28 protein-coding genes and 1 tRNA gene are annotated in these 21,016 nt (G+C 58.0%); 16 read left to right on the top strand and 13 right to left on the bottom strand.

Features of this window, described 5'->3' with window-relative positions; translation table 11 throughout:
- Positions 1-74: 74 nt before the first annotated feature.
- From ACR0JI_RS07895 to nthA, 5 genes are all read right to left on the bottom strand, one after another.
- Positions 75-311, bottom strand: coding sequence for a DUF2842 domain-containing protein (locus ACR0JI_RS07895; RefSeq protein WP_480476464.1), 237 nt, complete (start codon positions 309-311; stop codon positions 75-77).
- On the bottom strand, positions 311-1,606 hold the full coding sequence (locus ACR0JI_RS07890) for an adenylosuccinate synthase (RefSeq protein ID WP_480476462.1): 1,296 nt from the start codon (positions 1,604-1,606) through the stop codon (positions 311-313). The genes ACR0JI_RS07895 and ACR0JI_RS07890 overlap by 1 nt, the downstream gene beginning before the upstream one ends.
- A gap of 215 nt (positions 1,607-1,821) precedes the next feature.
- Positions 1,822-2,160 (bottom strand): nitrile hydratase accessory protein, encoded by a 339-nt coding sequence (locus ACR0JI_RS07885; RefSeq protein WP_480493471.1) that lies wholly within the window; start codon positions 2,158-2,160, stop codon positions 1,822-1,824.
- Entirely contained in the window at positions 2,157-2,834 is a 678-nt protein-coding gene (gene nthB, locus ACR0JI_RS07880) for a nitrile hydratase subunit beta (RefSeq protein WP_480476458.1), read from the bottom strand. The genes ACR0JI_RS07885 and nthB overlap by 4 nt, the downstream gene beginning before the upstream one ends.
- Positions 2,831-3,445 (bottom strand): nitrile hydratase subunit alpha, encoded by a 615-nt coding sequence (gene nthA / locus ACR0JI_RS07875; RefSeq protein ID WP_480476456.1) that lies wholly within the window; start codon positions 3,443-3,445, stop codon positions 2,831-2,833. The genes nthB and nthA overlap by 4 nt, the downstream gene beginning before the upstream one ends.
- Positions 3,446-3,595: 150 nt before the next feature.
- Here nthA and secG point away from each other — a divergent pair, with 150 nt between their 5' ends.
- From secG to ACR0JI_RS07820, 11 genes are all read left to right on the top strand, one after another.
- The gene (gene secG / locus ACR0JI_RS07870; protein ID WP_480476944.1) at positions 3,596-3,955 is read left to right on the top strand and encodes a preprotein translocase subunit SecG; all 360 of its coding nucleotides are present in this window, start codon (positions 3,596-3,598) and stop codon (positions 3,953-3,955) included.
- Positions 3,956-4,115: 160 nt separating this feature from the next.
- On the top strand, positions 4,116-5,759 hold the full coding sequence (locus ACR0JI_RS07865) for a CTP synthase (protein ID WP_480476454.1): 1,644 nt from the start codon (positions 4,116-4,118) through the stop codon (positions 5,757-5,759).
- A gap of 112 nt (positions 5,760-5,871) precedes the next feature.
- Positions 5,872-6,354 carry a bacterioferritin gene (locus tag ACR0JI_RS07860; RefSeq protein ID WP_480476452.1) on the top strand — a complete coding sequence of 161 codons (483 nt, stop codon included), beginning with the start codon at positions 5,872-5,874 and terminating at the stop codon, positions 6,352-6,354.
- Positions 6,355-6,514: 160 nt separating this feature from the next.
- Positions 6,515-7,285, top strand: a complete 771-nt coding sequence (locus ACR0JI_RS07855) for an isocitrate lyase/PEP mutase family protein (protein ID WP_480476450.1) — start codon at positions 6,515-6,517, stop codon at positions 7,283-7,285.
- Between the two features lie 180 nt (positions 7,286-7,465).
- Positions 7,466-7,915 (top strand): tellurite resistance TerB family protein, encoded by a 450-nt coding sequence (locus ACR0JI_RS07850; protein WP_209504295.1) that lies wholly within the window; start codon positions 7,466-7,468, stop codon positions 7,913-7,915.
- A 20-nt stretch (positions 7,916-7,935) separates the two neighbouring features.
- Positions 7,936-8,373: a tellurite resistance TerB family protein gene (locus ACR0JI_RS07845; RefSeq protein WP_480476448.1), complete on the top strand. Its 438-nt coding sequence runs from the start codon at positions 7,936-7,938 to the stop codon at positions 8,371-8,373.
- Positions 8,370-9,119 carry a phosphate/phosphite/phosphonate ABC transporter substrate-binding protein gene (locus ACR0JI_RS07840; RefSeq protein WP_480476446.1) on the top strand — a complete coding sequence of 250 codons (750 nt, stop codon included), beginning with the start codon at positions 8,370-8,372 and terminating at the stop codon, positions 9,117-9,119. The genes ACR0JI_RS07845 and ACR0JI_RS07840 overlap by 4 nt, the downstream gene beginning before the upstream one ends.
- A gap of 128 nt (positions 9,120-9,247) precedes the next feature.
- Positions 9,248-10,024: an ABC transporter ATP-binding protein gene (locus ACR0JI_RS07835; RefSeq protein WP_209504298.1), complete on the top strand. Its 777-nt coding sequence runs from the start codon at positions 9,248-9,250 to the stop codon at positions 10,022-10,024.
- A 34-nt stretch (positions 10,025-10,058) separates the two neighbouring features.
- Positions 10,059-10,808 (top strand): transporter substrate-binding domain-containing protein, encoded by a 750-nt coding sequence (locus ACR0JI_RS07830; RefSeq protein WP_480476444.1) that lies wholly within the window; start codon positions 10,059-10,061, stop codon positions 10,806-10,808.
- Between the two features lie 79 nt (positions 10,809-10,887).
- A complete protein-coding gene (locus ACR0JI_RS07825) occupies positions 10,888-11,775 on the top strand; it encodes an ABC transporter permease (RefSeq protein ID WP_480476942.1) in 888 nt (295 codons plus the stop codon).
- Between the two features lie 91 nt (positions 11,776-11,866).
- Positions 11,867-12,673 carry an ABC transporter permease gene (locus ACR0JI_RS07820; protein WP_480476442.1) on the top strand — a complete coding sequence of 269 codons (807 nt, stop codon included), beginning with the start codon at positions 11,867-11,869 and terminating at the stop codon, positions 12,671-12,673.
- Positions 12,674-12,765: 92 nt separating this feature from the next.
- Here the strand turns inward: ACR0JI_RS07820 and ACR0JI_RS07815 are convergent.
- Together ACR0JI_RS07815 and ACR0JI_RS07810 are read right to left on the bottom strand one after the other, a co-directional pair.
- A tRNA-His gene (locus ACR0JI_RS07815) sits at positions 12,766-12,842 on the bottom strand.
- 48 nt (positions 12,843-12,890) lie between these two features.
- The gene (locus ACR0JI_RS07810; protein WP_480476440.1) at positions 12,891-13,373 is read right to left on the bottom strand and encodes a GNAT family N-acetyltransferase; all 483 of its coding nucleotides are present in this window, start codon (positions 13,371-13,373) and stop codon (positions 12,891-12,893) included.
- Between the two features lie 77 nt (positions 13,374-13,450).
- Between ACR0JI_RS07810 and ACR0JI_RS07805 the strand changes: the two genes are divergently transcribed.
- Complete coding sequence (locus ACR0JI_RS07805; RefSeq protein ID WP_117869403.1) at positions 13,451-13,639, top strand: DUF6324 family protein; 189 nt, start codon at positions 13,451-13,453, stop codon at positions 13,637-13,639.
- A gap of 5 nt (positions 13,640-13,644) precedes the next feature.
- Here ACR0JI_RS07805 and ACR0JI_RS07800 read toward each other — a convergent pair whose 3' ends face one another.
- Entirely contained in the window at positions 13,645-14,076 is a 432-nt protein-coding gene (locus ACR0JI_RS07800) for an MmcB family DNA repair protein (protein ID WP_480493473.1), read from the bottom strand.
- A 114-nt stretch (positions 14,077-14,190) separates the two neighbouring features.
- On the opposite strand from ACR0JI_RS07800, the gene ACR0JI_RS07795 reads away from it, so the two are divergent.
- Together ACR0JI_RS07795 and ACR0JI_RS07790 are read left to right on the top strand one after the other, a co-directional pair.
- Positions 14,191-14,511 carry an ArsR/SmtB family transcription factor gene (locus tag ACR0JI_RS07795; protein WP_480476940.1) on the top strand — a complete coding sequence of 107 codons (321 nt, stop codon included), beginning with the start codon at positions 14,191-14,193 and terminating at the stop codon, positions 14,509-14,511.
- Positions 14,508-14,933: an SRPBCC family protein gene (locus tag ACR0JI_RS07790; RefSeq protein ID WP_480493474.1), complete on the top strand. Its 426-nt coding sequence runs from the start codon at positions 14,508-14,510 to the stop codon at positions 14,931-14,933. Before ACR0JI_RS07795 ends, ACR0JI_RS07790 begins: the two co-directional genes overlap by 4 nt.
- Positions 14,934-15,147: 214 nt before the next feature.
- On the opposite strand, the gene ACR0JI_RS07785 is transcribed toward ACR0JI_RS07790, so the two are convergent.
- From ACR0JI_RS07785 to ACR0JI_RS07765, 5 genes are all read right to left on the bottom strand, one after another.
- Complete coding sequence (locus ACR0JI_RS07785; RefSeq protein WP_480476434.1) at positions 15,148-15,453, bottom strand: hypothetical protein; 306 nt, start codon at positions 15,451-15,453, stop codon at positions 15,148-15,150.
- A 59-nt stretch (positions 15,454-15,512) separates the two neighbouring features.
- Positions 15,513-15,995: a transcription antitermination factor NusB gene (gene nusB / locus ACR0JI_RS07780; protein ID WP_209504306.1), complete on the bottom strand. Its 483-nt coding sequence runs from the start codon at positions 15,993-15,995 to the stop codon at positions 15,513-15,515.
- Positions 15,992-16,543, bottom strand: a complete 552-nt coding sequence (locus ACR0JI_RS07775; protein WP_480493476.1) for a 6,7-dimethyl-8-ribityllumazine synthase — start codon at positions 16,541-16,543, stop codon at positions 15,992-15,994. Before ACR0JI_RS07775 ends, nusB begins: the two co-directional genes overlap by 4 nt.
- Before the next feature lie 2 nt (positions 16,544-16,545).
- A complete protein-coding gene (gene ribB / locus ACR0JI_RS07770; protein WP_209504308.1) occupies positions 16,546-17,667 on the bottom strand; it encodes a 3,4-dihydroxy-2-butanone-4-phosphate synthase in 1,122 nt (373 codons plus the stop codon).
- 104 nt (positions 17,668-17,771) lie between these two features.
- Positions 17,772-18,359 carry a riboflavin synthase gene (locus tag ACR0JI_RS07765; RefSeq protein ID WP_480476428.1) on the bottom strand — a complete coding sequence of 196 codons (588 nt, stop codon included), beginning with the start codon at positions 18,357-18,359 and terminating at the stop codon, positions 17,772-17,774.
- Positions 18,360-18,500: 141 nt separating this feature from the next.
- Here ACR0JI_RS07765 and ACR0JI_RS07760 point away from each other — a divergent pair, with 141 nt between their 5' ends.
- Both ACR0JI_RS07760 and ACR0JI_RS07755 read left to right on the top strand, forming a co-directional pair.
- Positions 18,501-19,799: a capsule biosynthesis protein gene (locus tag ACR0JI_RS07760; protein ID WP_480493477.1), complete on the top strand. Its 1,299-nt coding sequence runs from the start codon at positions 18,501-18,503 to the stop codon at positions 19,797-19,799.
- Positions 19,800-19,879: 80 nt separating this feature from the next.
- A complete protein-coding gene (locus ACR0JI_RS07755) occupies positions 19,880-21,013 on the top strand; it encodes a polysaccharide biosynthesis/export family protein (protein WP_480476424.1) in 1,134 nt (377 codons plus the stop codon).
- The last annotated feature ends 3 nt before the right edge of the window (positions 21,014-21,016 follow it).

Below are 21,016 nucleotides of genomic sequence, written 5' to 3'. Positions count from 1 at the left end.
CAAAGCGCCGAGGACCACGCGTTTTCCCGCACGGCACTCAGCAGGCCGGGTCATTTACACGTACCTCACGAGCGCTAGGACTGATCGGGGTCTTCTTTACCGACGCCGCGAAACACGAACTTGAACGGCAGGGCCCAAAGGATGCCCAGCACGATATAAACCAGCAGTTCGATCCAGATCGGAGGACGCCCCAGCAAGTTCACGATCGTCACCACGGCGATGATGTACAGCGGAAGGCCAAGCACAAGGATCACCAGCGACCAGCGCCGGCGTGCCTTGTAACTCAACCCTGTCTTCTGTTTCTCGCGCATCAGTCAGCAAAGGGGTCCGTCACCAGAATGGTGTCGTCCCGCTCCGGGCTTGTGGACAAAAGCGCAACCGGGCACTCGATCAGTTCTTCGACCCGACGCACATATTTGATCGCATTTGCAGGTAAATCCGCCCAGCTGCGCGCGCCTTCGGTCGATTCGCTCCACCCCGGCATTTCTTCATAAATCGGGTTACAGCGGGCTTGCTGATCAGCAGCGGTCGGAAGGTAATCCAAACGTTCGCCATCCAGCTCATACCCGGTACAGATCTTAAGTGTCTCAAACCCGTCCAGAACATCCAGCTTGGTCAGCGAAATACCGTTCACGCCGCTGGTTGCGCAGGTCTGGCGCACCAGACAGGCGTCGAACCATCCGCAGCGGCGCTTGCGGCCTGTTGTCGTGCCGAATTCGTGCCCGCGTTCACCCAGACGCTGACCGTCTGCGTCTTCCAACTCGGTCGGGAACGGCCCTTCTCCAACACGGGTGGTATAGGCCTTAACAATGCCAAGCACGAAATTGATCGAGCCTGGGCCGATACCAACACCGGTTGCCGCCTGCCCCGCAATCACGTTTGACGACGTCACAAAGGGATAGGTGCCGAAATCGATATCCAGCAGCGCGCCCTGCGCCCCTTCAAACAGGATGCGTTTCCCGGCCTTGCGCTTTTCGTTCAGCACTTTCCAGACGGGGGCTGCAAACGGCAGAATTTGTTGCGCGATCTCTTTGAGTTGAGCAATCAGCGCGTCGCGGTCAACCGGCTCGATACCCAGACCCTTGCGCAACGGATCGTGATGTTGCAATGCGCGGTCCACGCGGGCCTCCAGCGTGGCTTCGTCCGCCAGATCGGCAACGCGAACAGAACGCCGCCCAACCTTGTCTTCATATGCCGGGCCAATTCCACGACCGGTTGTTCCGATCTTGGTGCCTTTGCTCGCAGCTTCCTCGCGCGCACGGTCCAGCTCGCCATGAATGGGCAGAATCAATGGCGTGTTTTCAGCGATCATCAGCGTCTCAGGAGTGATCTCAACACCCTGCGCCCGGATGGTTGCGATCTCATTGACCAGATGCCAGGGGTCCAGAACCACGCCGTTACCAATAACGCTCAACTTGCCGCCGCGTACCACGCCCGAAGGAAGCGCGTGCAGCTTATAAACCTCACCGTCGATCACCAGCGTATGACCGGCATTGTGACCGCCCTGGAAACGCGCGATTACGTCCGCCCTTTCGCTGAGCCAGTCGACAATCTTGCCTTTTCCTTCGTCGCCCCATTGGGCGCCGACAACAACCACGTTGGCCATATCCGGTCCTTTTCGTGCTGAGTGATCAAACCCGGCTCATATAGCGGGGCAAAAACGGCAGGGAAACCGATATTTCGCCGCAGAGGAAAATCGCGCTCGCGCGCGATGCCTCCGGCGGGGATATTTGTAGCCAGATGAAGAGTGGATCCCCTGCTTCACCTGGCTGTAAATATCCCGGGGGAGGCGCCCGGAACGGGCGGCGGGGGCAGAGCCCCCTAACCCTGTCGCCGTAAGTGGACAGGTTGCCCATGCGGAGTGGTCAGGTAAGCCTCTTCCCAGGCCTTATGCAGATCAAGCACATCTTTCGGCCTTGCAGCGCCCTGTTCGGCCAGCAATGCCTCAAGCGTTTCCAGCCATGCGTGGAAGTAATCGTCACCGCCATCCAATTCCCCGGCAAGCCCATTGTGTTTCAATGTCGCTGAAAAACGCGCCGCCCAATCCGCCCATTCGAACCGTCCGGCCTCGTTCAGCGCGACGGTGACGGCAAAGACCTGAGCGTGCCAGGGTTCAGCAAAAACCGGCTCGGGGGCTCCGTATGAGATACAGTCGTTCATGCCGGTTCCAGGTAGCTTTGCCAGAGGTCCAGCACCACCTGGTCGGCGGGATGTTCGGTGGCGGCCCAGAGTTCTGATGCCGCAAAAGCCACTGCATAAATCGGCTCTGGCGCCTCACCCAACCCATGCGCATTGGAATCGGGCAGAACATGGGTTCCGTGCAGGCGCAGGATTCGGCCCCTGGCACCGGATGCATAGACAGGCAGGCGCGTGTGACCTCCATCCACGAGGCGATTTGCTGTCGGCCGGACCGTGACAACCTCTTGCCCCACAGAATACAGCGCCGCGACATTGGAAGGCCTGTCCGCAGGCCCGCCTTTGGCCAGCGCAGCGGACACCGCTTCGGCCTTGAGCGCTCTGTCTGCCAAGGGGTGCGGATTGTCGCCGCTCACGCCACGCAGATCATCCAATGTCAGAACACCCTTTTCGACCAGCAGATCGGCCAGACCGGATATCCATTTCTCATAATACGAAAACCGGGTGTAATCCTTCGGAGACAAGCGTTCGCGCGCGTGGCGCGAAACGTCGATGTTCCACTGCCCCAGAAACCCGGATGCAAGTGTCACCGCAAGAGCGCGGGCGTGCCAGTCTTCGGCAAAAACAGGCGCGTCCTCTGCCTCGGGGTGTATCGGACCATCACCGAAACGGCCTCCCATATCGTGAACGCGGGTCATGATGGCACCTTGGGAAGGCCCGTGCCGATCATGCTGTCGCGCGTCACAAGCGCAGCAAGCTCATCTTCGCTCATTCCGTCTGTGCCTTCAGGGCGCATGGGCAAGACGAGATAGCGAATCTCGGCCGTCGAATCCCAAACCCGTACAGAGGTGTCTTGGGGCAAGGTGACGCCGAATTCGGCCAACACCTTGCGCGGTTCTCGCACTGCGCGGGCTCGGTAGGCGTCGGATTTGTACCATCCGGGCGGGATACCCAGCAGCGGCCAAGGGTAACAGCTGCACAGGGTGCAGACGACCATATTGTGCCGGTCCGGTGTATTCTCGACCACCACCATATGTTCGCCCTGGCGGCCATAGTAGCCAAGGTCCGCTACGACCGGAGTGGCGTCTTCAAGCAGGGCAGCTTTGAAGGCAGGGTCGCTCCAGGCTTTGGCAACGACGCGCGCGCCGTTTTGCGGCCCGATCCTGTTCTGATAAGTGTCGATGATCTCATCCAGAGCCGCCGGATCGATCAGCCCTTTGCGGGTCAGAATCGTCTCGAGCGCTTTGACGCGCAATGCGGGTTCAGGTGGCAACAGGGCATGCGGGTGGTCGTGATCGTCATGTGGCATGGCCGCAGCCTGCGTCACAAATCAACACACTGTCCAGTCCCTTTGACGTGATGGGATACATCAAAGAAGTTGATGCCAACTCCTGACTTGCCCCCGCTGGCAAACTTGCATAAGTACCACGCGATACACGCCACGCTGTACAGGACCACCATGGAAAACGTCGTTCTCATTATCCATCTTCTTCTGGCTCTGGGCCTGATCGCCGTTGTCCTGATGCAGCGGTCCGAAGGCGGTGGCCTGGGTATGGGTGGTGGCGGTGCCATGGCCGGTCGCGCAGCAGCGACGGCATTGGGCAAGCTGACGTGGATTCTGGCGGCCTGTTTCATCGTCACCTCGATCACGCTGACCATTCTTGCGGCTCAGAAATCTTCGGGCAGCTCGGTAATCGACCGTCTGGGCGTTCCGGCACCGGCTTCGACCGAGGAAAGCGCACCGGCGATTCCGTCGGTTGATGATCTTTTGCCGCCGGCACAGGACGACAACGCGCCTCTGATCCCGCAGGCGGATTGATCCACAAAACCTAGAAACATGAAAGAGGACTGCAACAGCATCTTGCGGTTCTCTTGCGCTTTTGGCGCGAATCCTTTATACGTGAAGTCCCGTGATGCAGCGGTTTTTCGGAACCGCCGGGCAGCTGATTTTGACGTCTCACGGGAGCAGCCGAAAAACTATGGCACGTTTTATTTTCATCACCGGTGGTGTGGTTTCGTCCTTGGGCAAAGGGCTGGCTTCGGCAGCTTTGGGCGCTTTGTTGCAGGCCCGCGGTTATTCGGTGCGTCTGCGCAAGCTGGACCCCTATCTGAACGTCGATCCCGGCACGATGTCGCCCTTTGAGCATGGCGAAGTGTTTGTCACCGATGATGGCGCCGAGACCGATCTGGACCTTGGCCATTACGAACGGTTCACCGGTGTCGCAGCGCGCAAGACCGACTCGGTCAGTTCCGGGCGGATCTATTCAAACGTGCTCGAGAAAGAACGCCGCGGCGATTACCTTGGCAAGACCATTCAGGTGATCCCGCACGTCACCAACGAGATCAAGGATTTCATCGCCATCGGCGAGGATGAGGTTGATTTCATGCTGTGTGAGATTGGCGGTACCGTGGGTGACATCGAAGGCCTGCCCTTCTTTGAAGCCATCCGACAGTTCAGTCAGGACAAACCGCGCGGCCAGTGTATCTTTATGCATCTGACGTTGCTGCCCTACATCAAAGCGTCGGGTGAGTTGAAAACCAAGCCGACCCAGCACTCGGTGAAAGAACTGCGCTCGATCGGTCTGGCCCCCGATATTCTGGTCTGCCGGTCCGAAGGGCCGATCCCGACCAAGGAACGGGAAAAGCTGGCCCTGTTCTGTAACGTGCGTCCGGACAGCGTGATCGCCGCGCAGGACCTGTCCACCATTTACGACGCGCCGCTGGCCTATCACCGCGAGGGGCTGGATCAGGCCGTTCTGGACGCCTTCCAGATCAGCCCTGCCCCCAAACCTGATCTGGCCAAATGGGAAGATGTCAGCGACCGCATCCACAACGCCGAAGGCGAAGTGAAAGTGGCCATTGTCGGCAAATACACGCAGCTTGAAGACGCCTATAAGTCGATTGCCGAGGCGCTGACCCATGGCGGTATGGCCAACCGTGTGAAGGTCAAGATCGAGTGGGTGGATGCCGAAGTTTTCGACACCGAAGACGCAGCTCCGTATCTGGAAGGCTTCCACGCCATCCTCGTCCCCGGTGGATTTGGCGAGCGTGGCACCGAAGGCAAGATCAAGGCGGCGCAATATGCGCGCGAGCACAAAGTCCCCTATCTGGGCATTTGTCTTGGCATGCAGATGGCGGTGATCGAGGCAGCGCGAAACGTTGCGGGTATTACCGAAGCCGGGTCCGAGGAGTTCGACCATGAGGCCGGGAAGAAACGGTTTGAACCGGTGGTCTATCACCTCAAGGAGTGGGTACAGGGCAACCACAAAGTCGAGCGCAAGGTCGGCGACGACAAGGGCGGCACAATGCGCCTTGGGGCCTACAACGCAGTATTGGCGGACGGATCCAAAGTCGCCGAGGTCTATGGCGGCACTCAGATCGAGGAACGGCACCGCCACCGCTATGAAGTGGACATCAAGTATCGCGACAAGCTTGAAAAAGCGGGCCTGAAGTTTTCGGGCATGTCGCCGGACGGTCGTCTGCCCGAAATCGTGGAATGGGCGGATCACCCGTGGTTCATTGGCGTTCAGTACCACCCAGAACTGAAGTCCAAGCCGTTTGACCCGCATCCGCTGTTTCGCGATTTTGTGCGGGCCGCGAAAGACACCTCGCGCCTGGTCTGATCCCTGACTGTGTCGGACCGTCACCCCACGTTGTTTCGTGGGGATTGACCTCTTAACTGTGTGCAGCGGCAGGCTTTCTGCTTTTGCATTTCACGATTTCAGGAGATTTCCGATGAGCAACGCAACAACGATCAGCAACCTTCAGCAAGCGCTTCATATGGAGCTTACTGCCGCGCACCAATACCAGTTGCACGCGCACGTTTTGGACGACTGGGGCCTTGATATTCTGGCTGAGAAAATGCGGGGCGAGATGCAGGAAGAACTGGTGCATTCTGACGCCTTTATCGAACGTATCCTGTTTCTGGGTGGAACCCCCGAGCTTGCGTTTCAGAAAAGCCCAGCCGCAGCGGGCACGCTGGAAGAAATGTTCGCCTCTGATCTCCAAGACGAGAGTGAGGCCGTCGATTTCTACACCAATGCAGCGCAACAGGCGGCCGAAGTCGGTGATGTTGGTTCGCGTACATTGTTCGAACGTATCCTGATGGAAGAAGAAGGTCATAAAGCCTGGCTGGAGACACAGCTGAGCCTGCTGCAACGTCTTGGCGAATCTGCGTTTAGCGCGAAATTCGTCTCTGGCGCTGCGGGCGAAGCCTGAGGCCTTGGTTTCAAACCAGTGGATGTCACAGGTACTTTGCACAGCTGACGCAATCTGTGCCTGTGCCGTCACCTCAAAGTGACCTGTCTGGGTGCAAAAACTCTGGCCGGGTCATTTTCACAGCGTTAGCTGTAGGATACGCGACAACAGGAGAGTTCCGATGACCAGCCAGTCCCAGAAAGCCGTGACCTTTACCAGCCTTCACAAGAAAGGCGATCCTGTCATTCTGTTCAATATCTGGGACGCTGGCAGCGCTGGCGCTGTTCGGGACGCTGGTGCCCAGGCTATCGCGACCGGCAGTGCCCCTGTTGCAATGGCGCAGGGCTATGGCGACGGGCAGAACATTCCACTTGAGGCCGCGTTGGACAATGCACGCCGCATCGTTGCAGCGGTTGATCTGCCTGTAACACTGGATTTCGAGGGGGCTTATGCCGAAGACCCGCAAGGGATCGCGCAAAACGTTCAGCGCGCGCTGGACTGCGGTGTTGTTGGTTTCAACTTTGAAGACCAGATCATAGGTGGAGACGGCCTCTTTGACATCGCCACTCAGGCCAAACGTGTTGAAGCGATGTGCGACGCCTGCGCGCGCGCAGGCATTCCCGCCTATGTCAATGCGCGCACAGATATCTTCCTGAAGGCCGCTACGGACACTCATGACGACACGATGCTGGATGAGGCTATTGCCCGTGCCAATGCCTATGCTGATGCAGGTGCCAGCGGATTCTTTGCACCCGGGCTAAAGAACGAAGCCCTGATCGCCCGGCTTTGCGAATCCACGGCCTTACCGGTCAATATCATCGCCCTGCCCGGCACGCCGGATACGCCCACCCTGGCAAAACTGGGGGTCGCGCGGATCAGCTACGGTCCGGTTCCCTATCGCCAAATGCTGGCCTGGTTGCAAACCGCAGCCAAAGAGGCCCTGACCTGGTAATCACAGGTCTTTGTTTCCTCAGCACAAATTGCAACCCATGGATATTGGGCTATGATTGATTGTTGGCCGGTGTGTACCAGATGCCGCACAGCTCTGATTCAGCCTGGGACACACGCAATACCATAGAGCGACCAGCATTTCGTGCTTGGCCGATCACGACCTGTCGTCTAGGTGTTTGTTATGTTGAAAAGGTTCTTTAAGGCGCTCAGACCGCCTCATCATGAACAGTTGCCGGACCCGGATGCAGAACTTGCTCTGGGTGCTCTGATGGTGCGCGTCGCGCAGGCAGATCGCGATTACAAGCTGGAAGAGATCAGTCTGATCGACAAGATACTGGCCCGTCTGTACCAGCATAACGCGATTGAGGCAGCCAAGGTGCGTGCCACCTGTGAAAAACTCCATGCTGCGGCACCGGAAACTGATACGTTCGGCAAACTGATCCGGGAAACCACGGATCTGAAAGAGCGGCTGGCAGCCCTTGACGCGTTGTGGGAAATCGTTCTGGCGGATGGCAGTTCGGACGAGGGCGAGATAAAGATCGTCGAAGAAGCCCGCATTGCCATGGGCCTGAGCTACAATGACAGTCAGGCAGCGCGCGAGCGCGTCCAAAGCCGCTTGGATGTGAGTTAAGCGCCCGCTATATCTTACCCATGTTCAGTGACTTTCTTTCCAGGCTCACACAGCCCAAGCCCGACCCGCTTGTCGAAGATGATGCCCGCCTGGCCCTGACGGCCCTGCTGGTGCGTCTGGCACGATCTGACAACGATTATTCTGCCTCAGAAATGTCGCGCATCGACCGCATATCGGCAGAACGATACGGTTTGTCCCCATTCGAAAGCGCGGCTTTGCGCGCCCGTGCCGAAGATCTGGAGGCTGAAGCCCCCGACACGGTCCGTTTTACCCGCGCCATCAAGGAAGCAGTCGCTTATGAAAACCGGCTGGCGGTGGTTCAGGCGCTGTGGTCAGTGGCCCTGGCTGATGGCCACCGCACGGGTGAGGAGGACTCGCTGCTGCGTCTGGTTGTCAGCCTGCTGGGGGTCAGCGACGTGGATTCGGCTTTGGCCCGGCAAAAGGCCGCCAAATCTTGATAGCCATGCTTGGCATGTACGACATGCCCGAGGTTCAGGCCGCCAATGGTCGGTTCTGGGGGTTGATTCGCACGAATCTGGGTTACGGGCCAGAACAGCTGACCCGAGACGCCGATGTTTGGCAGGTTTGGCTTGATCCCGATCTGGTGCTGGCACAGACCTGTGGAATGCCCTATCGCACACGCTTGCATGGTCGTGTTCAACTGGTGGGCACCCCGGATTACGGCCTGCCCGGTTGCCCTGCCGGGCATTATTGCTCGGTCTTTGTGGCGCGGCGCGACGACGACCGCACGCTGGCGGGAATGACTGACGGTATCTTCGCATATAACGAAGCATTGTCCCAATCCGGCTGGGCGGCACCCATCACGCATTTATCCCGGGAGAACCTGTATCCCGCGTCGTTGTTGGAGACAGGCGGTCACGCGCTGTCAGCGCAGGCGGTCTCGGAGGGGAAGGCAGATTTCGCGGCGCTGGATGCGTTAACCTGGATGATGTTGCAAGAACATACCGATCTGGGCGAAAGCCTGCGCGAACTGGCAAAAACCGCTTCTACACCGACCCTGCCCTATATTACCGGACCCGACCAAAACGCGGATCTGGTCGCAGACGCAGTTCGGGCAGCAATAGAAAACCTTGCCGAACACGACCGCAAAACGCTGCACATTCAGGGGCTGATCGACATCCCGGCGGAGGAGTACCTGTCCGTACCGACCCCGCCACCGCCATGCGCCCAGCGGATAATCTGATGGCCAAATTGTCGGGTGCATTTGGTCAATTTGACAGTTTCCGACCCTGAATTTGCGAATTGCGCATTGCATTGAGCAAATTTTTCGGCCCTAGTACCGCACCAACACCACAAACTACTGGACTGCCCGTGACAGAAACCGCTCCCGTCATCGAAATCAAAAACCTTCACAAAAGCTTCGGCAATCTGGAAGTGTTGAAGGGGGTGGACATCACAGCGCATGGCGGCGACGTGGTCTCGTTGATCGGGTCATCGGGGTCAGGAAAATCAACTTTGCTGCGCTGCTGCAATCTGTTGGAAGACAGCCAGCAGGGCGAAATCCTGTTCAAAGGCGAACCTGTCAAATGGTCGGGCGATAGCCATGGGCGCCGCCCCGCGGACCCCAAGCAGGTCCTGCGCATCCGCACCAACCTGTCGATGGTGTTTCAGCAGTTCAATCTGTGGGCGCATATGACCATCCTGCAAAATGTCATGGAAGCCCCCGTGACCGTTCTGGGCCGCGACAAGGCCGAAGTGGAAGACAGCGCGCGCAAATACCTTGAGAAAGTTGGCATTGGCGACAAATGCGACGCCTATCCGGCGCAATTGTCCGGCGGTCAGCAACAGCGCGCCGCTATCGCGCGGGGGCTGTGCATGGAACCACAGGCGCTGTTGTTCGACGAACCGACCTCGGCGCTGGATCCCGAACTGGAACAGGAAGTGATCAAGGTGATCAAGGATCTGGCAGCCGAAGGGCGCACCATGATCATCGTGACTCATGACATGAAAATGGCGGCAGATATCTCGAGCCACGTGGTATTTCTTCATCAGGGCCTGATCGAGGAAGAAGGTTTGCCCGAAGATATCTTTACGTCACCCGAATCCGAGCGGCTTCGGGGCTTTCTCTCCGCCACTCAGGCGGCTTAACTTCAAGAACAGAACCAAAACTGGGGAGTAACCAATGAAAAACCTGATTCTGTCCACTGCGGCCCTGGCGCTGACTGCTGGTATCGCCATGGCCGACACGATCCGCATGGGCACCGAGGGCGCCTACCCTCCGTACAACTTCATCAACGATGCAGGTGAAATCGACGGGTTCGAGCGTGAAGTCGGCGACGAGCTGTGCAAACGCGCCAACCTGGAGTGTGAATGGGTCAAGAACGACTGGGATTCGATCATTCCGAACCTGGTCTCGGGCAACTACGACACCATTATCGCCGGTATGTCGATCACAGCCGAACGTGATGAGGTCATCGACTTTACCCAAGACTATTACCCGCCGACCGCTTCGGCCTATGTTGCGACCTCTGACTCGGCAGACGTAACCGGCGGTGTCGTTGCGGCGCAAACCGCCACGATCCAGGCGGGTCACGTTGCCGAATCCGGCGCAACGCTGGTTGAGTTCGCGACCCCAGAAGAAACCATCGCAGCCGTCCGTAACGGCGAAGCCGATGCCGTTCTGGCCGACCGCGACTATCTGGTGCCGCTGGTCGAGGAATCGGGCGGTGAGCTGGTCTTTGTCGGCGATCCGGTTCCGCTGGGCGGCGGCGTCGGCATGGGCCTGCGTGAAAGCGACGGTGAACTGCGCGGCAAGTTCGACGAAGCCATCACTTCGATGAAAGCCGACGGCACGCTGAACGAGATGCTGATCAAGTGGTTCGGTGAAGGCACCGCCACATACGGTACTGACGGTTCGGTCGTCACCAACTAAGACCTGACCAATCCCGGTCCGGTGCCTCGGCACCGGGCCGATTCCGGCCTAGCCGGAACAGACGTTGGAAAGACGCCATATGTTCTCGTACTGCGCTGATCCTGACACGCTGGGCACGTTCCGCTGGTTTTCATGCTACCTGACCAATGGCGTACACTGGTCGTTCTACCTGTCTTTCATCAAGGTTTTGGCCCTGCTGGCTGTGACCGCGCCCGTCGCACTTGGCTTCGGGTTTGCAGGTGCCATGGCGGCGCGCTCGCATTTCCCCCCGCTCAGCTGGCTGGGCAAAGGGTATATCGCGATTGTGCGCGGCGTGCCCGACATTGCGTTTTTCCTGTTTTTCGTCATCGCACTGGATCAGGCGTTCGAGTGGACACGGCATAAGATATTGTGCCCGGACTGGACCGACCCAATCCGCCAGGGCAATGATTTCCTTGTTTGTCAGGCTGCCAAGCTGCCACTCGGGACCGCGCCTGAATGGGTGCATGAAACCTATGGGTTTTTCCTGGCGGTCATCACGTTCTCTATCGTTTTTGGCGCCTTTGCGGCCAATGTCCTGTTCGGGGGGATGCGCGCCGTACCACATGCGCAACTGGAAACGGCCGAAGCTTATGGTATGAACCGCCGCCAGACCTTCTGGCGCATCCTGGTGCCTCAGATGTGGGTCTACGCGCTGCCCGGCCTGTCCAATCTGTGGATGGTGCTGATCAAGGCGACGCCCCTGCTCTTCCTGCTGGGTGTTGAAGATATCGTGTATTGGGCGCGCGAACTGGGCGGCACCAAAACCTCGAAATTTACGCAATACCCGCATGGCGACTGGCGCATGTGGTATTTCCTGTTCCTGCTGATCTTCTACCTTGGCATGACCCGTTTCTCGGAACTTGGGCTTGAAAAACTGATGCGGCGATTGTCCCACGGACAGGCCACTTCGGGCGGAGAGCTTCTGCGCAAGGAGACCACGGCATGATGATCCGCATTCAAGACCGCAACCGGGTGCCGCACGCGATTGCACAGCAATCTCCTTCGCGCACGCAATCTCCTTTCCAAGGAGCCCGAGCATGAGCTGCATCCAGACCATTCAGGATTACGGCCTGCGTTCGCTTGGCATTGGGGAGCGCCTGCTGCCCAAGACCGATTTCACCCTGTGCGAACAGTTCACCCTGATCGGATCGGGCATGATCTGGAACATCTATTTCGGCGTCATGGCGCTGGCGACCGGGTTCTTTCTGGCCACTGCACTGGCCGTCGGCAAAGCCTCGACCAACAAATGGCTGCGCAAACCTGCCGAATGGTTCATCTTCCTGTTCCGGGGCTCGCCGCTCTTTATCCAGTTCTTCTTTGCCTATTTCTTCTTTCTGTCGCTGAAGAAAACCTATCCAATGTTTGACGCCTTCACCTCGGCTTGGCTCGGCGCACTGATCGTGCTGTTCCTGAACACCGCAGCCTATTCAGGTGAGATTTTTTATGGTGCTCTGCGCTCGATCCCCAAGGGAGATATCGAAGCGGCAGATGCCTATGGTATGTCCGGCTGGTCGCGGTTTCGGCGGATCGTCTGGCCAACCATGCTGCGGCTGGCCTGGCCTGCCTACACGAACGAAGCCATCTTTCTGTTCCACGCCACCACGCTGGTCTTCTTCTCGGCCTTTCCGGCCTGGCAGCAGCGCGGCGACGCGCTCTATTACGCCAGCTATTTCGCGGACAAGACGTTCAACCCGTTTATCCCCTATCCAATTCTGGCGTTCTATTTCATCTTGCTGACATTGGTGATTGTCGGGGGTTTTGGCCTCATCAACAAACGCCTGAACCGCCACCTGCCCACTGCGAAGCGGGTGAAAATGCGGTTCAAACTGAACCTGGCGCGCTAAAGATCAGCGCGCCGGACTTTCCGGCGTTCGAGCCTACACTATGTTTGTAATGCGCTTGGCGGTGCGAACACGGACAGTCGATTTTGGGGGAATGGTACCGCCTCCCTGGCTTGAACAGGGGACCTCTGGATCCACAATCCAGCGCTCTAACCAACTGAGCTAAGGCGGCACTTCGTGAGGGGCGATGTACCGAACGCGCCGGGGGAATGCAAGAGGATTAAAGCCGAATTCTCCAGCTTTGTTCGACAAGATCGACCCCAAAGGAATGCACCGGTTTGCTGTCGATCAGTTCCCAGCCAAACGCCCTGTAAAGCGCGCAGGCAGCCGTATGGCTTTCATGGGTCCACAGAACCATTTCCCGATATCCAGCCTCGCGTGCGAAGTCTGTACAGGTCTGTAACAGCCGTTTCCCCAACCCAAGTCCGCGCGCCTCGGGGACAAGCAGGAAGAGGCGCAGTTTGGCGGTCGTCTGGTCCACGCGCACGCAGAAGATGCTACCCAATCTTTGTCCAGCCCGTTCAGCAATCCAGCCTTTTTCAAAGGACGGGTCGTTGTCTGCAATGAACTCCTCAAGGATGCGCGCAACCAATGGGGCAAAGCTGTCATCAAATCCTTCGTCGCGCGCATAGAGCAACCCGTGCTGTTCAACCAGCCACGCGGCATCATCGGGGCGAAACGTTCTGAGAACCACTTTATCCATGTCTTATCTGACCGCAAAGGTGACTTGATTCTCAACCCCGTGCGCGTTAGCACGAACGCTCAGGCTCGGAGGCACAGATGGGCATCAATACCGAACGCGATATACAGGCCAACCTGCAAATCGGCCCGACCGATCAGGGGATGGTACGCTTGTTCATCGAAGCCGACGGCATCGAGATTCCGATGGATTTCGATCCCGAGGAAGCCGAAGAAATCGCAGACGAGATCCGCGCCGCGATACAGGCCGCCCTCGCCGTCAAAGGCTGAGCTTTTTACAAGCGCGGATCGCGCAGTGCATGCAGTCGGCGTGCTGCATCTGTTGCAAATTTCTGGATCATCTTTTTGCGCCGCGCTGGAGCAAGCTTGTCCTCGGGCGCCATGCGCACGATCTCGGCATCATAGGCATCAGCAATGATCAAGCCCGTTTCGTCAGGTAACAGATCGGTCGGAAACTCGGTATCCACGGCCCAGAAGAATCGGTCGCACCATTCCAGATAGCCCTGCCATTTGGCATCCGATTGATAATCGGCACGGCTGGATTTGCATTCGATCACCCAAATCTCACCTTTGGGACCCAGCCCCATCACATCGACACGCAGACCACGTGCCGGAACGAATTCTTCAACAGAAACAAAACCATGCGCGGCAAGGTGGCGTGCGACGCCACGCGCCAGTTTCTGTCCGGGCTGCAGATCTAAAGTCATGTCAGAAATGTGAACAATTAGGGAACAAAAGTAAAGTGCTGCGTCGTACTTGACATGATACCTTTGGGTGTCGCATTAATATGATACCAAATGGTATCTCTTCCGGGTTTGCTTATGGATAACCGAACTCAAAACGCGTTTCGTGCGCTGGCCGATCCCACACGTAGGGACATTGTGCAATTGCTCTCGTCTCAAGACATGACCATCGGGCAGTTGACAGACCGGTTCGACATGACCCGGGCCGCGGTCAAAAAACATCTGACCGTGCTATCCGACGGCGGCTTGATCACCGTTGAAACCCGCGGCCGCGAACGCATTAACCGTCTTGAACCACAGGGGATGGCCCCCGTTCTGGACTGGCTCAGATATTTTGACCAGTTCTGGGACGATCGCCTCAACTCTCTCAAGGAAGCTGTTGAAAGGAAATCGAAATGACCGATGCAGTTCTGAATAAATCGATCTTTCTGAGGGCCGAGCCGGAAACGGTTTGGGCTTATCTTACAGACCCGGATCGTCTGGCGGAATGGTTCCACAAACCTCAAAATACTCTGTCTGCCGGTCAAAAGCTGGAGATGTTTGGCACAACAAGCGGCGACCTGTTGATCTGGGGTGAGGTTCGCGTTGCCAACCCTCCCAAATATCTGGAATACACGTTCACCGTAAAACCGATGGGCGACGCGGTGAGCGTAGTCAAGTGGACCCTGAAACCCGTCGCAGGCGGGACGCGCCTTGACCTTCGGCATGAAGGCCTGCCGCAGGGGGCCGATGCCTTTGGCCTGATCCTGGCGCTGGACAAGGGTTGGGACGAGCACTTTGGCAAGATGCGCACGGCATTGCACGAAACTGTTGATGCCTGACCCCTTGTGCGAACCCGTCATACGCCCTACTTAAGCGCGTGGCGGGTTCTGCCCTTCTTGTGAAAGGTAGCATTCTGGTGGCCTTAAGCAATTCCGAGGGGGCTGGCTCTGTTCAGGTCCTGGCCTGATTACCTGGCGCCCACCTGTATATACAGGTCCTCGGGAATCAAACCACACGGTTGTTTGGTGGTCCCGCCACATTTTCCACGGAAGTTCAGCGCCCTGCGCGGGCTTCCTGCTTTGCAACCGCCGGTTCAAAGCTGTGTACAACAGGTGTCCCCCGGCGCGGGCCTTGCGGCTTTTCTGCCATGCTCATGATCTTGTAGGCGAACTGAACACCGGCAAAGACAATGCCGTTCATGAACCAGATCATCACCAAAGCGATAAAGCCGATTTCCGAACTGGTTATCAGATGGCGGAGATTTGCGACATTCAGAGCCAACAGAACGCCGACAAACACAGCCGAAATGACAAAGCCCCAGGCAACTTGCGTGATATAAAGGCGGATCAGTTTGGGCATGGCGAACCTCTTTGCGCTATGACATTCAGGTTAGCGCATATTTGGTTCTCGTAAAGGCGTCAGAATGCCTCGGGCTGTGCCTCGCGCGCCATGTGATCCAGCACGGCATTGACGAATTTCGGCTCTTTGCCTTCCGGAAAAAACGCACGCGCCACATCGACGAATTCGGTGATGACAACCTTTGGCGGCGTGTCGCTTTGGGTCAGCTCGGCACCTGCGGCACGGAACACCGCACGAAGGGTCGGATCGATGCGCGCAATCGGCCATTTGGCCACCAACGCACGGTCAGTCATCTGGTCGATGGCCGCCTGATAGTTAACCGCGTTGTCAACCAGGGACCTGAAAACCGAGATATCGCCATCCAACATCTCCTCGCCCTCATAGACGGCGCCAAACCGGTGATCCAGAAACTCGTTCACGACAGCTTCGGTCGTTTGCCCGGACTGTTCCATCTGGAACAGCGCCTGCACGGCATAAAGCCGGGCGGCGGATTTCATCAGGCGTTTCTGGTTGGCCGGTTTCGGCGCGTCTGTCTTGGTCATGCTGTCGAGGGTCCGTTGCTGTCGCCCGCCACAAGGATGGACTCGGACGGCGGCTTGAAACCAACGCCCTTTTTGGAAGAGCCCCACTTACGGCTGAGCGCGATCAGATGCAAGGCCGCAGCAGCAGCCCCACCCCCTTTGTTCATCTTTTTAGGGTTCGCGCGGACTTCGGCCTGCGCGTCGTTTTCCACAGTCAGAATGCCATTGCCGATGCACAAGCCCTGTAGGCCCATCAATTGGATGGCCCGGCTGGAGTCGTTGCAAACGGTTTCGTAATGCGTTGTCTCACCGCGAATGACGCAGCCCAGCGCGACGTAGCCGTCAAAGTTGCATTGACGGTCGGCCATAGCGATGGCGGTTGGGATTTCCAGCGCGCCGGGTACCTCGACCACTTCGCAGGTTCCACCCGCGGCTTCGATTTCGGCCTTCGCGCCCTCGATCAAGTTATCGGCAATCGCACGATAAAACGGCGCCGCCACGATCAGCAGCTTGACCGGCTTGTCAAATGTCGGTGTCGGCAGAACGCCATGTTCGTCTTGAGCAGCCATGATCAGTCTTCCTTCAGAATCGAACGGGTGCCGACGATGGACAGGCCAAACGCGTCAAGCCCCAGATATACGGTTTGCGGCGAGTCGGTCAGCAGAACCAGTTCCTGAATTCCCATCTTGGACAGGATCTGCGCCCCCAGGCCGGTTTGTTTGATGGTACGCGGCCCCTCGTCACCCGTAGCGTATAGCGAGTTGCGCGGTTGACGGAACAGGCAGACCACGCCCCGTCCTTCTTCAGCAATCTTTTCCATGGCGCGCGGCAGTTCGCGCGAGGATTTCGGACCAAGACCCAGAATATCGGGGGCCTCGTGCAGAGCATGGGTGCGGGTCAACACCGGTTCGGGTGTGGTGATGTCGCCCTTGATCATGACCACATGTTCGATGCCGTGGGTCTGATCGGTGAACAGCCGCATCTCCCACTCGCCGCCATATTCTGACGTCACCATCTGACGCGAGGTTTCGACCACCAGATTGTCATTGCGCGACCGGTAGGCGATCAGGTCACTGATCGTGCCGATCTTCATGTTGTGCTCTTGCGCAAACTCAACCAGATCGGGCAGACGCGCCATGGTGCCGTCGGGTTTCATGATCTCGCAGATCACGCCCGAGGGGTTCAGACCGGCCAGACGCGAGATATCAACGGCAGCCTCGGTATGACCGGCACGCACCAACACCCCACCCCGCTTGGCGCGCAAGGGGAAGACGTGGCCAGGCGTTGCGATATGGGCCATCGTGTTCTGCTCGTTGATCGCAGTTGCCACGGTCAGCGCACGGTCGGCGGCAGAGATCCCGGTACTGACCCCTTCGCGCGCTTCGATGGACACGGTGAATGCGGTTTCGTGCCGGGACGAGTTGTTCACTGCCATCATCGGCAACCCAAGCGCTTCGACACGTTCTGCTGTCATCGGCAGACAGATCAGGCCACGGCCATGGGTGGCCATAAAGTTAATGGCCTCGGCATCAGCGAACTCGGCAGCAATCACCAGATCGCCCTCGTTTTCGCGATCTTCGTGGTCGACCAGAATATACATCCGGCCCGCACGCGCCTCTTCAATAATGTCTTCGATCGGGCTGATCGCGTCGCGCAGCCGGGCCTCGACCGGGCCGGGTGTCTCAAAGCTCATTGGGCAGCCTTTCGCATGGCATGTTTGAACGGCGGAATAGACCACTGAGGGCACAAAGACCAGTCCACAAACGGCGCAGGTCTGCTCCGACGCGACGTATCGTATCAGGACATCTCGGCCAGACGCGACACATAACGGGCCAGCGTATCGATCTCAAGATTGACCCGGTCACCGACCTGCACGTCACCCCAGGTGGTGACCTCTTTGGTGTGCGGGATGAAGTTGATGCCGAAATCGCAATCTGTCACGTCATTGACCGTCAGGGATGTGCCATTCAGTGCCACCGACCCTTTGGGCGCGATGAACCGTGCAAGATCCTTTGGCGCACGCAGGGTGACGCGGGTGCTGTCGCCGTCTTCCTTGATCGCGATCACCTCGGCTACGCCATCCACATGGCCCGAGACGATATGACCGCCCAGTTCGTCACCAACCTTCAGGGCACGTTCCAGATTGACACGCTTGCCGACAGTCCATGTGTCGAGATTGGTTTTCGAGACGGTTTCCGCGCTGATCTGGACGTCATACCAATCGTCGCCCAGCGCGATCACGGTCAGGCACACACCGTCACTGGCAATCGAGGCCCCGATATCGATGCCCGCAGTGTCATAGGCGGTCTTGATCCGCGCGCGCAGGTCACCCTGCTGCTCCAGCTCGGCGACGGTGCCCATGTCGGTGACGATCCCTGTAAACATTCCGTTAACCCTCAGTTCCTAACCTGTGCCTGACTATCACCGTCGAGGTAAGGCCAACGGGCCGCGCGGGCAAGCCCTGCCTTGCCGTACACCGACCAAACGGGCATAGTTTTGGCAACAACAACAATACGAGCAGTTCGGATGCAGCACCCGCCTTTAAGGTCTCATGATCGGGTCTTCCTGTTCCTTCAGGGCCCGCACGGACCTTTTTTCCCGGCCTTGGGGCGTATGTTGCGCGCGACGGGGGCTCGGGTCTGGCGGGTTGGATTCAATGCAGGCGATCAGGCGTTCTGGTTTGACAAAGCAAGTTACATCCCGTTTCAGGACAAACCGGAAAACTGGCCCGCAACACTGTCCTCTTTAATCGCTGAAAAAGCTGTTACGGACATTGTACTATATGGCGACACCAGACCCATACATGCGCGTGCGGTCGAAATCGCACGGTCTTGCGGAGTTACCGTACATGTATTCGAGGAGGGGTATCTGCGCCCCTGGTGGGTGACCTATGAGCGGGACGGGTCAAATGGAAATTCCCGGCTGATGACGCTGGACGTTCAGCAGATGCGTCAGGCCATGGCCCTGTCCGACCGAAAGGCGCCGCCGCCCCCGTCGCATTGGGGAGACATGCGGCATCATATCTTCTATGGCGCCCTTTATCATTGGTTCGTGATGACTCTGAACAGCCGCTACCGAAACTTTCAACCGCACAGGGAATTACCTGTCTCGCAAGAATTCAGATTGTACCTCAAGCGCCTGTTTTTGATGCCTTTTCATCGTCTTCAGCGAAGTGTGGCGACGGTGCGGGTCAGATGGGGCGGATACCCCTACCACCTCGTTCTGTTGCAGCTTGGGCATGACAGCTCGGTGAAGGCTCATTCCAGCTTTTCGGGCATGTGTGAATTTCTTGAGCTGGCAATCGAAGGATTTGCGCAAGGCGCGCCGACCCATCACAGGCTGGTGGTAAAGGAACACCCCCTGGAAAACCATCGCGAACCGTTGCGACGCCGGGCTCGCGAGATTGCCAGAAAACACGGCATCGACGACCGGGTTCATTATGTGCCGGGCGGCAAGCTGGCCAGATTGCTGGATGAGGCGAATTCGGCCGTCACCGTGAATTCCACCGCCGGACAGCAGGTCCTGTGGCGGGGCATTCCATTGCGCATTTTCGGGCGTTCGGTTTATGACAAACCCGATTTCGTCTCGCAGCAGCCGATCGCGGCGTTTTTTGCCGATCCTTGCCGCCCCGATTCCGAAGCCTATCGCTGTTATCGGCAATTTCTTCTGGAAACCAGTCAGGTACCCGGCGGGTTCTATTCAAGACGAGGGCGCCGTCAGCTGCTGCGCCGCGCCGTGGATATGCTTTTGGACACCAACGATCCCTACCAATCGGTTCTGAATACGAACGAGGCGCGAACGACACAGTTGAAAGTCGTCGAATGAAACGGGTGGTGTGTGACTGGAAGTTAAGCAACTTACCAGCTAATCTGCACGCAACTACAAAAGACTGAGGATATCGGGCGGTGAAAGTCTCTCCTAGGCGATGGATTCGGGGCGTGTCCTTTGTGGCTGCAATTGGCCTGCTGGCCGCGTGCCAGCTGCCAAAATCCGGACCGAACAAATCCGAAATTCTGGCCGGTTCAGTTCAAAAAGGGGGCAACGCATTTGTCGTTGAAGTTGATGACAACGTCACACGCGCGACATCCGCTATTCCTCAGTATGGTTTTTCTTCCTCCTTTAGCAGTGCCCAGACATTGACCGCGGATACCGTCCGCCCTGGCGACGTGCTGGGGCTGACCATCTGGGAAAACGTCGACGATGGCCTTCTGTCCGGCGAAACCGGTCTTGCGACCGCGTTGAATGAGGTTCAGGTCGACAGCGACGGATTTATCTTTGTTCCCTATGCAGGCCGGATTCGGGCTGCGGGAAACACGCCGGAACAGCTGCGCGTTCTGATCACCAACAAGCTTCAGGAACAAACGCCGGACCCGCAGGTCGAAGTGCGGCGCGTCGCTGGTGACGGGTCCACCGTCTCGCTGACGGGCACGGTCGCCGCACCGGGCATTTATCCGATTGAACGGCCAACCCGGTCGCTGCTTGGTATGTTGTCCCAGGCGGGCGGAGTCTCGGTCGCGTCTGACATCGCGCTGGTGACCCTGATCCGGGGCGATCAGAAGGGTACCGTTTGGTACGAGGACCTGTTTCGCAACCCCAAGCTAGACGTCGCCCTGCGCGGTGGCGACCGCATTCTGGTGGAAGAGGACAGCAGATCGTATATCGCCCTTGGCGCAACCGGGGGCCAGTCGCGCGTGGCATTTGAAAGTCAGGACCTGTCGGCACTGGAAGCCTTGGCACAGGTCGGTGGTCTGCTGACGCTATCCTCAGATCCAACCGGTATCTTTATCCTGCGCAAGGAACGTCAGGATGTCGCCCGCAGTATCACCGGACGCGCCGACCTCAAAGGGGATCAGCGCATGATCTACCTGCTGAACCTGACAGCCCCCAACGGCCTGTTCATTGCACGCGATTTCGTGATCCGGGACGATGATACGATCTACGTGACCGAAGCGCCCTATGCACAATGGAGCAAATCGATCTCACTTATCGCAGGCGGTCTGACACCCGTTGCAAACGTTGCCACCCTAACCGGCAATTGATGC

It is taken from the genome of Ruegeria sp. N10, assembly GCF_056531545.1.
This window is presented reverse-complemented; position numbering and strand designations above follow the sequence as displayed.

Bases quoted from the DNA above. Each gene is read 5' to 3' on its own strand.
- ACR0JI_RS07895 (WP_480476464.1), bottom strand. From the start codon at position 311: ATGCGCGAGAAACAGAAGACAGGGTTGAGTTACAAGGCACGCCGGCGC.
- ACR0JI_RS07890 (WP_480476462.1), bottom strand. From the start codon at position 1,606: ATGGCCAACGTGGTTGTTGTCGGCGCCCAATGGGGCGACGAAGGAAAA.
- ACR0JI_RS07885 (WP_480493471.1), bottom strand. From the start codon at position 2,160: ATGAACGACTGTATCTCATACGGAGCCCCCGAGCCGGTTTTTGCTGAA.
- nthB (WP_480476458.1), bottom strand. From the start codon at position 2,834: ATGACCCGCGTTCACGATATGGGAGGCCGTTTCGGTGATGGTCCGATA.
- nthA (WP_480476456.1), bottom strand. From the start codon at position 3,445: ATGCCACATGACGATCACGACCACCCGCATGCCCTGTTGCCACCTGAA.
- secG (WP_480476944.1), top strand. From the start codon at position 3,596: ATGGAAAACGTCGTTCTCATTATCCATCTTCTTCTGGCTCTGGGCCTG.
- ACR0JI_RS07865 (WP_480476454.1), top strand. From the start codon at position 4,116: ATGGCACGTTTTATTTTCATCACCGGTGGTGTGGTTTCGTCCTTGGGC.
- ACR0JI_RS07860 (WP_480476452.1), top strand. From the start codon at position 5,872: ATGAGCAACGCAACAACGATCAGCAACCTTCAGCAAGCGCTTCATATG.
- ACR0JI_RS07855 (WP_480476450.1), top strand. From the start codon at position 6,515: ATGACCAGCCAGTCCCAGAAAGCCGTGACCTTTACCAGCCTTCACAAG.
- ACR0JI_RS07850 (WP_209504295.1), top strand. From the start codon at position 7,466: ATGTTGAAAAGGTTCTTTAAGGCGCTCAGACCGCCTCATCATGAACAG.
- ACR0JI_RS07845 (WP_480476448.1), top strand. From the start codon at position 7,936: ATGTTCAGTGACTTTCTTTCCAGGCTCACACAGCCCAAGCCCGACCCG.
- ACR0JI_RS07830 (WP_480476444.1), top strand. From the start codon at position 10,059: ATGAAAAACCTGATTCTGTCCACTGCGGCCCTGGCGCTGACTGCTGGT.
- ACR0JI_RS07825 (WP_480476942.1), top strand. From the start codon at position 10,888: ATGTTCTCGTACTGCGCTGATCCTGACACGCTGGGCACGTTCCGCTGG.
- ACR0JI_RS07820 (WP_480476442.1), top strand. From the start codon at position 11,867: ATGAGCTGCATCCAGACCATTCAGGATTACGGCCTGCGTTCGCTTGGC.
- ACR0JI_RS07810 (WP_480476440.1), bottom strand. From the start codon at position 13,373: ATGGATAAAGTGGTTCTCAGAACGTTTCGCCCCGATGATGCCGCGTGG.
- ACR0JI_RS07805 (WP_117869403.1), top strand. From the start codon at position 13,451: ATGGGCATCAATACCGAACGCGATATACAGGCCAACCTGCAAATCGGC.
- ACR0JI_RS07800 (WP_480493473.1), bottom strand. From the start codon at position 14,076: ATGACTTTAGATCTGCAGCCCGGACAGAAACTGGCGCGTGGCGTCGCA.
- ACR0JI_RS07795 (WP_480476940.1), top strand. From the start codon at position 14,191: ATGGATAACCGAACTCAAAACGCGTTTCGTGCGCTGGCCGATCCCACA.
- ACR0JI_RS07790 (WP_480493474.1), top strand. From the start codon at position 14,508: ATGACCGATGCAGTTCTGAATAAATCGATCTTTCTGAGGGCCGAGCCG.
- ACR0JI_RS07785 (WP_480476434.1), bottom strand. From the start codon at position 15,453: ATGCCCAAACTGATCCGCCTTTATATCACGCAAGTTGCCTGGGGCTTT.
- nusB (WP_209504306.1), bottom strand. From the start codon at position 15,995: ATGACCAAGACAGACGCGCCGAAACCGGCCAACCAGAAACGCCTGATG.
- ACR0JI_RS07775 (WP_480493476.1), bottom strand. From the start codon at position 16,543: ATGGCTGCTCAAGACGAACATGGCGTTCTGCCGACACCGACATTTGAC.
- ribB (WP_209504308.1), bottom strand. From the start codon at position 17,667: ATGAGCTTTGAGACACCCGGCCCGGTCGAGGCCCGGCTGCGCGACGCG.
- ACR0JI_RS07765 (WP_480476428.1), bottom strand. From the start codon at position 18,359: ATGTTTACAGGGATCGTCACCGACATGGGCACCGTCGCCGAGCTGGAG.
- ACR0JI_RS07760 (WP_480493477.1), top strand. From the start codon at position 18,501: ATGCAGCACCCGCCTTTAAGGTCTCATGATCGGGTCTTCCTGTTCCTT.